Genomic DNA, 15109 nt, shown 5'->3' with positions numbered 1-15109 from the left:
TGTCCGCTTCACGGATATCGTGCCCTATAGCGGGGGTTCGTGGGGCTTGCTCCCGGATACTGCCCGAGAAGCGGATCAGGGTTCTGGGTCGAATCACGACCCAAGATTCGACCCAGAACCCTGATCCAGCGCCAAAGCGCGGAGGCGCCAAAGCGCGGAGGCGCCAAAGCGCGGAGGCGCCAAGAGGTCAGAGGCGGGCCAGCCGGAGCGATCGCACGTGCTCGATCAGGGCGATGAGTACTTCCCGGCCGGACTTGCGATCGCGTACGTCGCACATGACCAGCGGAACGTTCGGGTCCAGCGCGAGCGCGTTGCGTACGGCGTCGGCCTCGAACGGCTGCTCGCCGTAGAAGCAGTTCACCGCCACGATGAACGGGGTCTCGCGCCGTTCGAAGTAGTCGATCGACGGGAAGCAGTCGGCCAGCCGCCGGGTGTCGGCGAGCACCACCGCGCCGAGCGCGCCGAGGGCCAGCTCGTCCCACAGGAACCAGAACCGGTCCTGGCCGGGGGTGCCGAAGAGGTAGAGCACGACGTTGTCGCCGAACGTGATCCGGCCGAAGTCCATCGTGACCGTCGTGGTGGTCTTCCCCTCCACTCCGGACAGATCGTCGGAGACCATGCTCTCCGACGTCAGAACTTCCTCGGTATGCAGTGGCAGGATCTCGCTCACCGCACCCACGAGCGTGGTCTTGCCTACGCCGAAGCCGCCCGCGATCAGGATCTTGATCGCCGTCGGCACCGGCCGCGCCCGGCCGTCAGCTGGTTCGGAGGCCATGGATCACCGCCTGGAGTACGTCGTCGTCGGGAAGGTGGTCGGAGGGGGCGTCGACCTTGGTGATCGCGCCCGCCTCCAGTAGGTCGGCCAGGAGCACGCGGACCACGCCCAGGCCGTAGCCGAGGTGCGAGGCGAGTTCGGCGACCGAGACCGGATCGCGAGCGCGGGCGAGGATGGCCCGGTGCTCCGGCTGCAGGTGGATGGTGCTGCGCTGCACCGCGAACGGCGCGGCCGTCACGTGGCTGAGCAGGTCGAACGTCGCCGCACCGGGTTTGGCCCGGCCGCCGGTGAGCGCGAAGGATCGCACGAGCGGGCCGGCGTCGTCGTCCAGCCAGTCGTGCGACTCGGGGCGCTCGCCGTCAGCGCGCATTCGCCGTGCTTCGGGGCTGCGTCGCCAGGTTGTGGCCGATCCGCTCGACCAGCATCGCCATCTCGTAGGCGACCATGCCGATGTCGGAGTCGGCCGCGGCGAGCACCGCGAGGCAGGAACCCTGCCCGGCCGAGGTCACGAGCAGGAAGGCGGTCTCCATCTCGATGATGGTCTGGCGTACCGGTCCGCGCTGGAAGTGCCGTCCCGCACTGCGCGACAGGCTCGCGAAACCGGCCGCGACCGCCGCCATGTGCTCGGCCTCGGCCTGCGCCAGGTTGCGCGACGCGCCCATCAGCAGGCCGTCCACCGACAAGACCACGGCCTGCTGGGCCGCGGGCACCCGGGCCACGAAGTCGTCGATCAGCCAGTCCAGCCCGTGGGCGGGGTTGCTCATTCCTGCTCCTCCGAACCATCCAACGAAGACACGTCCGCCTGCTGCGCGGCCTCGGCCCGGCCGCGGTTCGTGCCGGCTTGCAGGGAGGACAGCATCGTCCGGCTCGCTTCAGCCGGCCGCGAGGTCCGCGCGGGTCGTTCTTCTTCAGCATTTTGTACGCGCAACTGTGGCGCGAGGTTTGCTTGACGCTGCCGCATCGGGAGTCCTTCGGGACTGAGCTGATGCGGCCCGCTCACCGGTTGAGGCGCGGCGATCATCGGCTGTTCCACCACGATCATGGGCTGTTCCGCGGTGGCCTCGTCGACGAGGGCGGGCGCTGGCAACGTGGCGACGACGCCTGCTCCGTTGTGCGTATCACCGCTTCCTGACGGAAGAGCGGCCACCGCGACGGGTGGGCGGGCCGCCGTGAGTTCGCCTTGCGCGGACCGTTCGTCGACCACGAGCTCGCGCGGCAGCAGCGCGACCGCCGTGACGCCGCCATAGGGCGACGGCCGGAGGGTGACCTTGATGCCGTGCCGCACGGCGAGCCGCGCCACCACGAACAGGCCGAGCCGCGAGCTGTGCGCGGGATCGAAGTCCGGCGGGTCGGCGAGCCGCTCGTTGGCCTCGTCGATCGCCTCCTGGGGCAGGCCGACGCCGCGGTCCTCGATCTCCACGGCGAACCCGTTCGGGACCAGCTGCCCGGACAGCTGCACGTGGGTGTCGCGCGGCGAGAACGCCGTGGCGTTCTCCAGCAGCTCGGCGATCAGGTGCACGACGTCGCTGACGGCCCGGCCGACGAGCGCGAGCTCGGGCAGCGGGATCAGAGTGATCCGGGTGTATTCCTCTACTTCGGACACGGCCGAGCGAAGCACGTCGTGCAGCGGGACGGGGTTGCGCCAGCCGCGGCCCGGCACCGCGCCCGCCAGGATGACCAGGTCTTCCGAGTGACGGCGCAGCCGGGTGCCGAGGTGGTCGATCCGGTAGAGCTCCTCGAGATCCTGCGGATCGGTGACCCGGCGTTCCATCGCGTCGAGCAGCGACAACTGCCGGTGGACCAGCACCTGGCTGCGCCGGCCCAGGTTCAGGAAGACCTGGTTGAGACCGGCCCGCAGATGCGCCTCCTGAACCGCCGCCGCGATCGCCGTACGCTGCATCTCGGCGAACGCGCCGCCGAGTTGGCCCAGTTCGTCGTCGGCCGGAGTGAGCGGGGGAGCCTCGGCGTCCACGTCGACCTCGTCGCCCCGGCGCAATCGGCGGACGACGTCGGGCAGCTTTCGTTCGGCGACGTCGAGCGCCTCCGCGCGCAGCTCGTGAATGCGCCGGATGATCGACCGGGCGATCCGGATCGACAGGAACACCAGGCCGATGATCAGCAGCAGACCGAGCAGACCGGCGATGAGCAGCCGCAGGATGATCCGGGTCGCCGCCGGGGTGGCCGCCTCGATGGCCCGCCCGGCGATCTGATCCTCCAGATGCGACAGTTCCAGGTTCACCGCCGTGACGTCGGACTCCCACTGCTTCCGATCGATGCCAGGCAGCTTGCCGGCAGTGGACTCGGTGATCTTGTCTTCGGCCGCGCGGATGCGGGCGTACGCCTCACTCGTGACGATCTGCTGGTAGGTCTCGGCGTCCTGCGGCAGCAGTGCGCGCGTACCGACCTCGTAGAGCTGGCGTTGTGCGCCGATCGCCTGCACGATCAGACCGCGTTCGCCGGGCGCGTAGCTGCCGCCCGCCGCCAGTACCCCGCTGATCAGCGCGTCCTCCAGCGAGAACAGGTCACGGGCCTCGTTGATCGTGGCGGTCGTCGTCGACGCCCGGGCCAAGGTGTGATCGTCGACTTCGATCGCGGTGGCGAACACCGCGAACGCCTTCTCGATGATCGCCGTGTACGCGTTGACCGCCTGGAGCCGCGAGTACCGAGCGGTGTCCACCGAGGCGCGGGCGGTCGGCAGGGAGTCCAACGCGGTCAGCATCTCGCCGATGCGCTGTAGTGCCGCCGGGGAGGCCGAGCTCTGCAGATCGTCGCCTTCGGCCAGCTGCCGCAGCTTGGCGACCTGCTGGTCGGTGCGGGCCCGTTGATCCTTCAGCGCACCGGCCACACTGCTGTCGCCGCCCAGCAGTTGAGCCGATTGTTTCCGTTCCTGTTCCAAGTAGTACGCGACCGCACCGGCGGGCAGTGCTCCGTTCTCGGCGTTGGTCTGCGCGTCGAGCAGGTTGCCGGCGGCCGACACCGACAGCGACGTGCTGAACGCCCACATGCCGACGAGCGGCAGCAACGGCGCCAGCAACAGCAGCAGAACCCGCGACCGGATCGTCCAGGTACGCCGGAGGAGAAGGGGTCTGTTCACAGATGACCTCTTGGGCGGGCTTGGAATACTGAGGGGAGCCGCTTGGGGGGAGCGACCCGGTGATCGTAGGCGATGATCACCGCTTACCGCAGTATTCAGGCTCGGCTTTCGTTCCACGACCGGTCGAGCGCCGTCACGCAGTAACTTCCCGTTGACGCTCCGTCGGTCCAAGTACGCGTTCCGGCCGGAACGGTCGCCACGAGAACCCCGTCCCGATACACCGCATACCGGTACGCCTTCGGGCCGGATTCGGTGGGACGCCAGCTGATCGTGGTGTGTTCCGCCGTTCGGCGTACCACCAGGGTGGGAGCGAGCGGTGGATCGGCCTTGAGTCGCGCCGAGACGGGAATGAGCGCTGGCGTCGCGTTGTGCGCGTCGCGGTAGCGCGTCACCGCGCCCAGCTTGTCGGTACGCACGCTTTTGGCGCTGAAGTGGATGCTACCGAGGACGCCCGACTTCTGGTTGAGGGCGATCTGCCGTTCCAGTTCCCCGGGATCCTTCCAGACCCCGGCGTTGTTGATGCGATAGTCGGCCTGTCCGATGTAGAGCTGGACGTCGGTGCCCTTGACCAGCTCGGTCCACCAGCGCAGCAGCACCGCGTAGTCGGCGATCTTGAAGCCGATGTACCAGTAGAGCTGCGGCACGATGTAGTCGAGCCAGCCCTCCTCAACCCAGGTACGCGTGTCGGCGTAGATCGCCGCGTAACTCTCCAGTCCCTGGGTGGCCGAGCCGCGGCGGTCGCTGTCGTCGTTGCGCCAGATGCCGAACGGGCTGATCCCGAAGCGTACCCAGGGCTTGGTCTGCTTGATGCGCTCGTAGGTCTCCCGCACGAGGAGGTTGACGTTGTCGCGCCGCCAGTCGTTCTTGTTCTTGCCGCCGCCGTACTCGGCGTAGCTCGCCTGATCGGGGAACTCCTGCCCAGCCTTCGGGTACGGGTAGAAGAAGTCGTCGAAGTGCACGCCGTCGAGGTCGTACTTGCGCACCGATTCGAGGATGGAGTCCTCGACCCACTTGCGCGCCTCCGGGATCCCCGGATCGAAGTACGCGTGCCGCTCCTCGGCTTTCAGCGGATACGTGACCGTCCACTCCGGATGCGGATAGCCCACGGGGACGACGGGATCCTGGCTCGCCTTGTACGGGTTGAACCAGGCGTGGAACTCGATGCCCCGCTTGTGCGCTTCGTCGATCGCGTAGTTCAGCGGATCCCAGCCCGGGTTCGTGTTGTCCTTGCGACCGGTGAGCCAATAGGAGAACGGGGCGTACTCGCTCGGCCAGAACGCGTCCCCGCTCGGGCGTACGTGGACGAAGATCGCATTGTGGTTCATCTTGACGGCGAGATCCAGCCACTGCTGGTACTCCGCCTTCACGGTGGCCTCGGGCAATCCCGGGCGGCTCGGCCAGTCGATGTTGCGTACCGTGGTCAGCCACATGCCGCGCAGTTCCCGGGGTGCGCTCCGGCCGCAGGCGTTGCGGTTGACCGCCGCCCCGGCCGCCTGCTCGCCGATCGCCCGGCCCGGCCGGCTCACGTCGGCCGCCGCCCACAGCCCCAGGCTCGCCAGCAGAGCCAAGGCCGTCGCCGCGAACACCCACCTCGCGCGCATTGGCGGACTCTATCCGGAGTTGCCGCGACGCGCACCCGCGCGTCCGGCGTCCGGCTTCCATGATCAGGGTCAATTCTGCGTTGCTATCACACCGCAAAGTTTCCCCTGATCATGAAACAGTACGATTTCAGCCTGCGCCTGAAGGAGACGTCGTGATCAAGTTCCCCGCGCCGCTGCGACCCGGCGACCGGATCGGAGTGACCTCGCCCTCCAGCGGCGTGGACGAGCGGTTCCGGCCGCGGCTCGAGTTCGTGCTCGCGGACCTGGCGAAGCGCGGCTATGAGGTCACCGTCGGCGAGTGCATGGACGGTTCCGGGATCGTGTCCGCGCCGGCGGAGCGGCGGGCGGCGGAGCTGACGGCGATGCTCATCGATCCCGGTATCGGCGCGGTCGTGCCGCCGTGGGGCGGCGAGCTGGCCGTCGACCTGGTCGAACGGCTGGACTACGCCAAGATCGCCGAATCCGATCCGGCCTGGCTGGTCGGGTACTCCGACATCTCCACCCTGTTGCTGGCGGTGACGACGCGGACCGGGGTGGCGACGCTGCACGGGCAGAACCTGATGCATACGCCGACGCGACGGCCGGACGGCATCCTGCACTACCTGGACGCGTTGTCGGCGGAACCGGGTGCGGTGCTGGAACAACGCGCGTCGACGCACCACAAGGCGCCCGGCTTCTACGACATCATCGGTCAGCCCGACCTGGTCGACCCGAACCTGGATCGACCGGGCTCGTGGCGGTTGCTCGATCCGGGCGCGGGACCGGTCCGGGCGACCGGACGGCTGATCGGCGGATGCGTCGAGACCATCGCGTGCCTCGCCGGTACGCCGTACGGGGATGTGCGGCGGTTCGCCGAGGAGCATGCGCCGGAAGGCTTGATCGTCTACGTCGAGGTGTGCGAGCACGCCGCCCCGGACGCTGCGCGAGAGCTGTACAGCCTGCGGCTGGCGGGCTGGTTCGATCACGCGAACGCCATCCTCGTCGGGCGTACGGACGCCCCGGCAGCCGGTTCGTTCACCCAGGACGACGCCGTACGCTTCGCGTTCGGTGAGCTGGACATTCCGGTCATCCTCGATGTCGACTGCGGTCACGTCGCCCCGGAGCTCGCCCTGGTGAACGGTGCTCTCGCCGAGGTCGTCGTGGACGGCTCCGACCAGCGGATTGTTCAGACGTTGAGCTAGGGTCTCCTCCGATCGCCCATCGCCTTGTACCTTTGCGGGCATGGGTCTCGCCACGAAGTTCCGCCAGAAGCTGCGTACGTTCATGCAACGCCCCGGCTCGACCGTCAGCCTCGCCCCGTTCGAGGCCCTGCTGCCTCGGATCGAGGAGCTGGAGGAGGAGCTGAAGGCGCTGTCCGACGACGAGCTGAAGGCGCGGGCCATCGAGCTGGGTGACCGGCTGACCGGCGCGTCGGAGGCGGCCGACGACGGCGAGCCGGACGAGTCCCCCGAATACGTGGACTCGCTCCAGCGGGCCCAGCCGGTGATGATCGACGACGACGATCTCGTGGAGATCTGCGCGCTCGGCCGGGAGGCCGCTCGCCGGGCGCTGGACGAGCGCGCGTTCGACACGCAGCTGCTCGGCGCGATGTCGATGCTGGCCGGCACGGTCGTCGAGATGGCCACCGGTGAAGGCAAGACCCTGGCCGCCGCGATCGCCGCGTTCGGGTACGCCTCCCGGGGCGCGCGCGTGCAGATCATGACGGTCAACGACTACCTGGCCCATCGGGACGCCGAGTGGATGCGCCCGGTGTACGAGCTGCTCGGCCTCACCGTCGGTTCGATCGGCGAGACCTCGACGCACGACGAGCGGGCCGCGGCGTACGCCTGTGACGTGACCTATGCGTCCGTCAGCGAGGCCGGTTTCGACTTCCTCCGTGACCAGCTCGTCACTTCTAAGGGTGACGAGGTCATGCCCGGTCTGGCGACGCTGATCCTCGACGAGGCCGACTTCATCCTCATCGACGAGGCCCGGGTGCCGCTGGTGCTGGCCGGCAGCGTGGAGGAGCTCGTCTCGCCGGCGCAGAAGGCCGCCGAGATCGTGGCGAAGATGGAGAAGGCGCGGGACTTCATCCGGGTCGAGGGCGGGCGCAGCGTTCAGCTGACCGAGGCGGGCGCCCGGCTGGTCGAACGCGAGTGGGACGGCATCGACCTGTACGCCAAGGAGAACCTCGACAAGCTCACCGCGATCAACCTGGCGCTGCATGCGCGCGTACTCGTGCATCGGGATGTCGACTACATCGTCCGCGACGGGCAGGTTCAGCTCGTCGACAGCGTACGCGGCCGGGTCGCCCAGCGTCGTCGCTGGCCGGACGGGCTGCAGGCGGCGGTCGAGGCGAAGGAGGGCGTGCACTCGACGGCCGAGGGCGAGATCCTCGCGACCATCACCGTGCAGGGCTTCGTCGGGCTCTACCCGACGGTCTGCGGCATGACCGGCACCGCCGTCAACGTCGGCGACGAGCTGCGGGAGTTCTACCGCCTCGAGGTCGCCGTGATCCCGCCGAACACTCCGTCGATCCGCGTCGACGAAGACGACCGGGTGTACGCGACCGCGGAGGAGAAGGAAGACGCGATCATCGCCGAGGTCGCCGAGGCGCACGAGAAGAGCCGCCCGGTCCTGATCGGCACCCTCGACGTGGCCGAGTCCGAGCGGCTCGCCCGGTCGTTGCGCGAAGCCGGCATCGAATGCGTCGTCCTGAACGCCAAGAACGACGCCGAAGAGGCCGCGATCATCGCCGAGGCCGGTGCGCTGGGCCGGGTCACCGTGTCGACCCAGATGGCCGGTCGGGGCACCGACATCCGGCTCGGCGGCCGGGACGAGCGCGACCGGGACGAGGTCGTCGAGGCGGGCGGCCTTTACGTCATCGGCGCCGGCCGGCACGACAGCCGCCGCGTCGACGACCAGCTCCGCGGCCGCGCCGGCCGCCAGGGCGACCCCGGTGGCTCCGTGTTCTTCGTCAGCCCCGAGGACAGCCTCATCGTGCGCAACGGCGAGCCGTTCACGGCCAACGTCGCCGCCGACGGCCGGATGACCGGGCCTGAGGTCGATTACTCCGTCAGCCACGCCCAGAAGGTCTCCGAAGGCGTGCACTTCGAGATCCACCGCAACACCTGGAAGTACGGCGTGCTCGTGGAGCGGCAGCGGCAGCTGCTGGCCGCCAAGCGCCGGGAGCTGCTCAACAGCGACCTCGCCGCGCGGTGGGTTCTCGAAGCGGACAAGGAACGCTACGACGAGATCGCCGACGAGATCGGTGACGAGGCGACCGAGAACGCCGCTCGCCTGATCGCGCTGGCCCACCTCGACCGGGCCTGGGCCGACCACCTCGCGATGCTGTCCGACGTACGCGAAGGCGTCCACCTGCGCGCGCTCGGCCGCCAGGATCCGCTCGACGAGTACCACCGGGTCGCGATCCCGGCGTTCAAGGAGCTGATCGACGGCATCCAGGCCAGCACGCTGGAGACCTTCGCCGAGGCCGACCTGACCGACCCCGAGTGGACCACGGCCGACTCCGACCTGCCCCGGCCGACCTCCACCTGGACCTACATGGTGCACGAGAACCCGTTCGGCTCCGAGATCGAGCGGTTCATCTCGGCGGCGGCGCGGGCTCTGCTGGGCAAGCGCTCCTGACCCGCAGCCGTAAAGTGCGGAGGGGTCAGCCGTGCCAGGAGCGCCAGAGCGAAGCGTAGGCGCCACCAGCGCGTACGAGGTCGTCGTGGCTCCCGAGTTCGCTGACCCGGCCCCCTTCGAGCACCGCGACCCGGTCGGCGTCGTGGGCGGTGTTCAGCCGGTGCGCGATCGCGATCACCGTCCGTCCTTCGAGGACGGCGGCCAGCGCCCGTTCGGTCCGGCGCGCCGTCGTCGGGTCGAGCGCCGCAGTCGCCTCGTCGAGGATCAGCGTATGCGGATCGGCCAGCACCAGCCGGGCCAACGCCAGCTGCTGTGCGTCGGCCGGGCCCAGCGTACGCACGCCGTCGCCGAGTTCGGTGTCCAAGCCGTCCGGGAGATCGGCGTACCAGTCGGCCCCGACGGCGACGAGCGCTTCGAGCATGTCGTCGTCGGTCGCACCGGGGGCGGCGAACGCCAGGTTGTCCCGCAGACTGCCCATGAACACATGGTGTTCCTGGGTCACCAGCGCAATCCGGCGACGTCGTTCGGCCGGGTCGATCGCCGTCACCGCGAGCCCGCCGAGCGTCACGACCCCTTCGCGCGGCGCGTCGATCCCCGCCAGCAGGCGCGCCAATGTGGACTTGCCGGCCCCGGACGGACCCACTATCGCCAACCGCTCCCCTGGGCGTACCGCTAGATCGATGCCGTGGAGCACGTCGTGCCCGTCACCGTAGGCGAACCTCGCGCCGCGGACGACCAGCTCGCGCTGGTTCACGGCCGGAACCTCGCCGCGGGGCTCGGGTGGCACCATGCCGACGCCCAGCACGCGCGCGAACGACGCGAGCCCGCGCTGGGCCTGTTCGAGCCAGATCATCACCTTGTCGAGCGGGTCGATGGCCTGCTGGACGTAGAGCGTGGCGCTGACGACGACGCCGAGGCTGACCCCGTGCCGCAGGAAGAAGCCGCCCGCGAGCAGCATCGCGGCGGCGGGCAGCGCGTAGCCGGCCTCGACGATCGGGAAGAACACCGAGCGCAACGCGAGCGTCCGGCGGCGCGCCTGCCACTGCTGCCCGATCTTGCCGGTCCCGTGCGCCACCCGCTCCTCGGCCAGCCGCAAGGCCTCGACGGTGCGGCCTCCTTCGGCCGTCGTGGTCAAGGCTTCGGTCAACTCCGAGGCCGTCTCGCCTTCTCGGAGGTACGCCGGACTGGCCCGCCGGAGATACCAGCGTGCCACGGCGGCAGTGGTGGGTACGCCGGCCAGCGCGACCAGCCCGAGCAGCGGATTCAGCACGATCACGGCGCCGAAGATCAGCAGCAGCTGGATCGCGGAGATCAGGAGCGTCGGAACCACGGTACGCACGGTGTTGCCGACTGCGGCGACGTCGACCGAGCTGCGAGTGGCCAGATCGCCGGTGCCGGCCCGTTCGACCGCCGAGACGGGCAGCGCCAACGTCCGGGCGACGAAGTCCTCGCGGAGCCGGGCGTTGGCACGTTCGCCGAACCGGTGGCCGAGGTACTGCGCCTGACGCGACACGAGTACCTGAACGAGTACGCAGGCCCCGACCGCCAGCGCGAGTTTGTCCACATCGGATGTACCACCGCCGGCGGTCACCACGTTGACGATTCGGCCGAGCAGGTACGGCCCGCCCAGGCCGGCGAGCGCGGCCACGATGTGCAGCGCGACTGCGGCGACGACGACCTTCCGCTCGCGCTTGGTGAGCTCGGCGGTCTCGCGCCAGACCGTCTTGCGATCGGCGACCGGCAACCCCTTCTTCATCGCGCCGCTCCCGTCGTCTCGTCCTCGGTGTCGCGCGCCACGAGCGCCCGATATCCGGGCGCTTCCTCGAGCAGTTCCTCGTGCCTGCCGGTGGCCATGACCTTCTTCTGCGAGATGTAGGTGACCTCGTCGGTTCCGGCGAGCAGCAGGGGAGAGGTCGCGAAGACGACCGTCGTACGCCCGGCGCGGTGATCTCTCAACCGGGCGGCGATCCGAGCCTCCGTATGCGAGTCGACCGCCGACGTCGGGTCGATGAGGATCAGCAACTCCGGCTCGGCGAGCAGCGCTCTCGCCAGGCGTACGCGCTGGCGCTGGCCGCCCGAGAGATTGCGGCCCCGGCTGTCGATCGGCTCTTCCAGGCCGGCCTGGAGGGACTCGACCACGTCGTCCGCTGACGCGGTGTACACCGCTTTTGCTATCGCCTCCGGCGCTGGCTCTCGCGCTGTCTTGGGCGCTGTCTTTGGCGCTGGATCAGGGTTCCGGGTCGAATCTTGACCCATGATTCGACCCGGAACCCTGATCTGCTTCTCGGGTGTGCCGCCGTCTTCGGGGCCGGCGGGGTCGGCGCTGCCGGTCAGCACCTCGCGAAGGGTGCCCGCGAACAGGTACGACTCGTGGTCGGCGACCAGGATCCGTTCGCGTACCTCGGCCAGGTCGACGCTCGTGATCGGCAGGCCGCCCCAGGTCGCCGTCTGCTCGGCGGGCTCGGCCGAGAACCGGCCCAGCCGGTCGGCGATGGCCATCGCCTCCGCCGGGTCGTCGCAGGCCACCCCGATCATGCGGGCGGGCGGGACGATCAGTCCGGACTCGGGATCGTGCAGCGCCGAGTTCACCTCCGGACCCGGCTCCCGACCGGTTGCGCCCACCTCGTCCGGCTCGATCCGCAGCACATTGATCATGCGGCGCGCCCCGACCAGGCCGCGTACGGCCATGTAGCCGCCTTCGAGCAGGAACCACACCGGCACGATGAGGATCGCGACGTAGCCGTAGACCGCGACGAGCTCGCCGACGCTGATGTCGCCGTTCGCCGCCATCCGGGCCGCCAGCCAGACCACGAGCGCCAGGAAGAGGCCGGGGATGCCGACGGTCAGCGCCTGCACCCAGCTCATGATCGACCCGACGCGGTATCCCTTGTCCAGCAAGGTCTGCGACCGGGCGGCGTACCGGCGCAGGAAGAGATCGCGGCCGCCGACGCCGGCCAGCACTCGCAGACCGGACACGATGTCCCCGGCTCGGGCGGTCAAGATGCCCAGTTCATGCCGGTAGCTGCTGTCCACGCCTTGCAGCCGGGAGAGCAGCGGCCACACACAGCCCGCCACTACTGGTACGCCCAGCAGCACGAATAGGGCGAGCATCGGATTCACCGACCAGAGCACCACCGCGGCCACGGCGGACGCCAACACCGCGCCGACCCCAGGCCCGGTCATCGTCAGCGCCCACGAGATCTGCGTGACGTCGGTGCCCCCGACGGTCGCGACTTCGCCCGAAGTGATCTTCTTGGGCAGAACGGACCCGACCCGCGTGATGTGCTGGAGAAGCACCTGCGCCGACCGGGCGGTCGCGTCCTCCCGGATGAACGTCATGGTCCGATGCCGGGTGATTCCCAGCCAGGCCAGCACCATGCCGGCCAGCACGATGCAACCGACCCAGAACAGCAACGCCTCCGTGTCCCCCGTACGCAACCCGTCGTCGATCGCGCGGGCGATCAGCAGCGGGCGTACGGACAACCCCACCATCCAGAGCGTGCCGACGACGCTGCCCCGCAGTACGCGAGCCTTCTGCGCGGTGACGAGCCACCAAAGGTAACGAAACGGACTTCGAGTGTCGGGGACGCCGGGATCACGATGCGGAAGGCGTGGGGGCATGACCTCAGGCTACCCAGCACGTCATATGCCGTTCACACCCATTTCGCGTACGTCGGCAATGCGCACCGGCAACCTGCGCTGAGGTCAATCGCGAACGAGCGTGACCTGCTCAGCCGTCAAGTCGGCACCTTGAGGTCGGTAGCCTGCCGCTTTGATGGCTTTTCCGAGGGAATTCTGATGGTCGTACCAGTACGGCGCATGCTGTCGGGCGGACGGTGGAAGGAGCTGGCCGAGGATGTCCTCCAGCTCCGTGAAGCTCAGCGGCAGAGCGTCGGCCGTCTGAGCCTTGAGCCATTCGGTGATGGGCTCGTACTTGCTGATCCTTGTGCTCGGCGATTGCTCGATGTCGGCGAGTTCTGTCGTGGGAAGCGTCTCGAGCTCAGCGTCCGCCAAAGTGACTGCACTTGCCAGATCCTGGCCGGGCCTATGCCAAATCTCGGTGATGACCGTCGCGAGCGCCTTCGTTCGCTGCTGAATGGCTGCATCATGCCAGCCCTCGGGAGCCAGTTCGACGAGATCGGCATTGATCTTGAGTGTGCTGTGGTGGAGGAGTTCCGACCGCTTGCCGCTGCCCCCCAGTCCTCGGCTCTGGGCGCTGGCGTCGGTCCAGGGACGATTGGACATGGCGGGATTGAGCTTGTTGTTGACGAGAGTCAGGTTGCCGAGTGTGTGGAGCAATTGATCCCGTTTTGCCGGGTCAATGTCGGCGTCGAGGTCGGGCACCCAGTGTTCGCGCCACGCCTGCGGCATGACGTGCTCGATGGTGAGGCCTCTGGGACATCCGGCCTGCTCGCTCTTGCCGGTGCGTCGGTGATCCTCGATTGCCTCGAGAAGCATACGAAGGCGACCGCGTAACAGCACCTTGTACGCCGGCATCGACGCGAGTGCTTCCAGAACCATCGAATCCGTCGGCCACACCCGGGAGTCGGCAGTCTGCGCCAATAGAAACGCTTCTGTGGCGTCGCCGGCCGAAGCCGGGTCGGCTTCGGCAAGCTTCTGCAAAAGATCGATGACCAGCCGGTTGATGTCCTTACTGGTCAACCGGCACACCGCTCGACGAATGAGCCAGCTCTCAAGCGCGGCGAGGGCCTTGTCCCGTTGGGCGACCGAGAGAGCGCCGGTAGGTTGACGCAATAGGGCCAGCAGGAACGGGGTTACGACTGCGGAATCGAGCGCCTGGATGGTGCGGTAGTGGAAGCGCCCTATAGCGGAGCTTGCAGCATGGGAATCCAAGGTCCGGTAGATGGCGGCGTCCTGCGCCAGCTCAGCCAGGGTCGGTTCGATCGCCGACTGACCAGCCATAAGATGGTCGCGGAATTCCACAAAGATCCGGTCGGCCGGCACCTCGTGTCGGAGGTGCATGACCAGCCAATAGTTGACGAAGATGTCGATGCGCGGGATGTACTGACGGCCGCGGGCGACCTTCTGACGCCAGTAGTCACTGTCCAGCTCGCGCCAGTATCGGTTGTACAGCTCGGCTGTATCGAGTCCTTGGATCGCGGCAGTTTGAAAGACCAGGTTTTTTATTAGGTCCGCTGCGAGTAGCGGGGCGCCACGGTGGTTGAGCGTCTCGAAGATCACTTGGGCGTTGTCGCCGGGTTCGAGATCGATGACGACCATCTTGAGATGCTCACGAAGGGTCAGCGCAAGCGCTCGGATCCGGGCGGTTGTCTGGGCTGGGTCGTCGGAGATGATCGCCCACTTTTCGATGGCCCCGGTGAAGAACTGATGGGCCCGGGCGACGGCGCTGTACTTGAGTTCGCTAGGCACCTCCGTGGAGTTGTCCATCGCTGCGAGGAAAGCAGCTTGATCCCGATCCGTCGGCCAGACCTTGTACACCTCGTGGGGATGCGGCGTAATCGCTGACTCGTTCAAGACAAGGACTCGGAGCGCCTGCGCGTCGATGGCGGCACCATGTCGGGAAGCCACCCACTCCGCGGCGTCCAGCATCAGCTGGAGCGTCGTGAGGCGTTGTTGCCCGTCCACCACATGGCGTACGCCGATGTAGCCGGTCGGCGTCAACGGCTGATCGAGGACGATCGCGCCGAGGAAGTGCACCGGCGGTTGCTGCAGTCCATAGCCCGCAGGCCCGGCTAGGAGCTGCTCGGCAATGCGGTGGACGTCATCCCACAGCGGAGCCCACTGGTCCTGCTCGGTCCAGACGTAAGGGCGCTGGAACAGCGGGACAACGTAACGAACCTGGTTACCGAAGATCATCGCCGGAGTCAGCGTCCGAGCCTGCATCTGTGTCCCTTCCGGACGACGTGACCTTGTGCGCCGTCGGGCCCACTCGGTGGAAGCCTGAGCCAGATGACCATAAGGGACGGTTACCGCGGTCGAGCACCGATCATCGGGTATGCGCAGTGCCCGTCTCGCCATTTGTAGGCCGAC

The 15109-nt window shown here is 68.3% G+C and carries 10 protein-coding genes; 2 read left to right on the top strand and 8 right to left on the bottom strand.

Features of this window, described 5'->3' with window-relative positions:
- Nucleotides 1-187: 187 nt before the first annotated feature.
- The 5 genes from HOV77_RS02425 to HOV77_RS02405 form a co-directional block, all read right to left on the bottom strand.
- The gene (locus tag HOV77_RS02425; RefSeq protein WP_290856905.1) at nucleotides 188-775 is read right to left on the bottom strand and encodes an ATP/GTP-binding protein; all 588 of its coding nucleotides are present in this window, start codon (nucleotides 773-775) and stop codon (nucleotides 188-190) included.
- Nucleotides 756-1145, bottom strand: coding sequence for a DUF742 domain-containing protein (locus tag HOV77_RS02420; RefSeq protein WP_290856899.1), 390 nt, complete (start codon nucleotides 1143-1145; stop codon nucleotides 756-758). The genes HOV77_RS02425 and HOV77_RS02420 overlap by 20 nt, the downstream gene beginning before the upstream one ends.
- Nucleotides 1135-1539, bottom strand: coding sequence for a roadblock/LC7 domain-containing protein (locus tag HOV77_RS02415; protein ID WP_290856897.1), 405 nt, complete (start codon nucleotides 1537-1539; stop codon nucleotides 1135-1137). Before HOV77_RS02415 ends, HOV77_RS02420 begins: the two co-directional genes overlap by 11 nt.
- Nucleotides 1536-3869: an ATP-binding protein gene (locus tag HOV77_RS02410; protein ID WP_290856894.1), complete on the bottom strand. Its 2334-nt coding sequence runs from the start codon at nucleotides 3867-3869 to the stop codon at nucleotides 1536-1538. The genes HOV77_RS02415 and HOV77_RS02410 overlap by 4 nt, the downstream gene beginning before the upstream one ends.
- A gap of 95 nt (nucleotides 3870-3964) precedes the next feature.
- Nucleotides 3965-5470, bottom strand: coding sequence for a family 10 glycosylhydrolase (locus tag HOV77_RS02405; RefSeq protein WP_290856892.1), 1506 nt, complete (start codon nucleotides 5468-5470; stop codon nucleotides 3965-3967).
- A gap of 152 nt (nucleotides 5471-5622) precedes the next feature.
- Between HOV77_RS02405 and HOV77_RS02400 the strand changes: the two genes are divergently transcribed.
- Complete coding sequence (locus HOV77_RS02400; RefSeq protein ID WP_290856889.1) at nucleotides 5623-6651, top strand: S66 peptidase family protein; 1029 nt, start codon at nucleotides 5623-5625, stop codon at nucleotides 6649-6651.
- 40 nt (nucleotides 6652-6691) lie between these two features.
- Nucleotides 6692-9097 carry an accessory Sec system translocase SecA2 gene (secA2, locus tag HOV77_RS02395; RefSeq protein ID WP_290856887.1) on the top strand — a complete coding sequence of 802 codons (2406 nt, stop codon included), beginning with the start codon at nucleotides 6692-6694 and terminating at the stop codon, nucleotides 9095-9097.
- Between the two features lie 25 nt (nucleotides 9098-9122).
- On the opposite strand, the gene HOV77_RS02390 is transcribed toward secA2, so the two are convergent.
- The 3 genes from HOV77_RS02390 to HOV77_RS02380 form a co-directional block, all read right to left on the bottom strand.
- Nucleotides 9123-10853, bottom strand: a complete 1731-nt coding sequence (locus HOV77_RS02390; protein ID WP_290856885.1) for an ABC transporter ATP-binding protein — start codon at nucleotides 10851-10853, stop codon at nucleotides 9123-9125.
- A complete protein-coding gene (locus tag HOV77_RS02385) occupies nucleotides 10850-12718 on the bottom strand; it encodes an ABC transporter ATP-binding protein (RefSeq protein ID WP_290856881.1) in 1869 nt (622 codons plus the stop codon). Before HOV77_RS02385 ends, HOV77_RS02390 begins: the two co-directional genes overlap by 4 nt.
- Nucleotides 12719-12802: 84 nt before the next feature.
- The gene (locus HOV77_RS02380) at nucleotides 12803-14962 is read right to left on the bottom strand and encodes a DUF262 domain-containing HNH endonuclease family protein (RefSeq protein WP_290856875.1); all 2160 of its coding nucleotides are present in this window, start codon (nucleotides 14960-14962) and stop codon (nucleotides 12803-12805) included.
- Between the last annotated feature and the right edge of the window lie 147 nt (nucleotides 14963-15109).

The organism is Hamadaea sp. (assembly GCF_013362815.1).
GTDB lineage: Bacteria > Actinomycetota > Actinomycetes > Mycobacteriales > Micromonosporaceae > Hamadaea.
The sequence above is the reverse complement of the archived record's forward strand: the minus strand, read 5'-3'. Positions and strand labels throughout refer to the sequence as shown.

Bases quoted from the DNA above. Each gene is read 5' to 3' on its own strand.
- HOV77_RS02405 (WP_290856892.1), bottom strand. From the start codon at position 5,470: ATGCGCGCGAGGTGGGTGTTCGCGGCGACGGCCTTGGCTCTGCTGGCG.
- HOV77_RS02420 (WP_290856899.1), bottom strand. From the start codon at position 1,145: ATGCGCGCTGACGGCGAGCGCCCCGAGTCGCACGACTGGCTGGACGAC.
- HOV77_RS02425 (WP_290856905.1), bottom strand. From the start codon at position 775: ATGGCCTCCGAACCAGCTGACGGCCGGGCGCGGCCGGTGCCGACGGCG.
- HOV77_RS02385 (WP_290856881.1), bottom strand. From the start codon at position 12,718: ATGCCCCCACGCCTTCCGCATCGTGATCCCGGCGTCCCCGACACTCGA.
- secA2 (WP_290856887.1), top strand. From the start codon at position 6,692: ATGGGTCTCGCCACGAAGTTCCGCCAGAAGCTGCGTACGTTCATGCAA.
- HOV77_RS02415 (WP_290856897.1), bottom strand. From the start codon at position 1,539: ATGAGCAACCCCGCCCACGGGCTGGACTGGCTGATCGACGACTTCGTG.
- HOV77_RS02390 (WP_290856885.1), bottom strand. From the start codon at position 10,853: ATGAAGAAGGGGTTGCCGGTCGCCGATCGCAAGACGGTCTGGCGCGAG.
- HOV77_RS02380 (WP_290856875.1), bottom strand. From the start codon at position 14,962: ATGCAGGCTCGGACGCTGACTCCGGCGATGATCTTCGGTAACCAGGTT.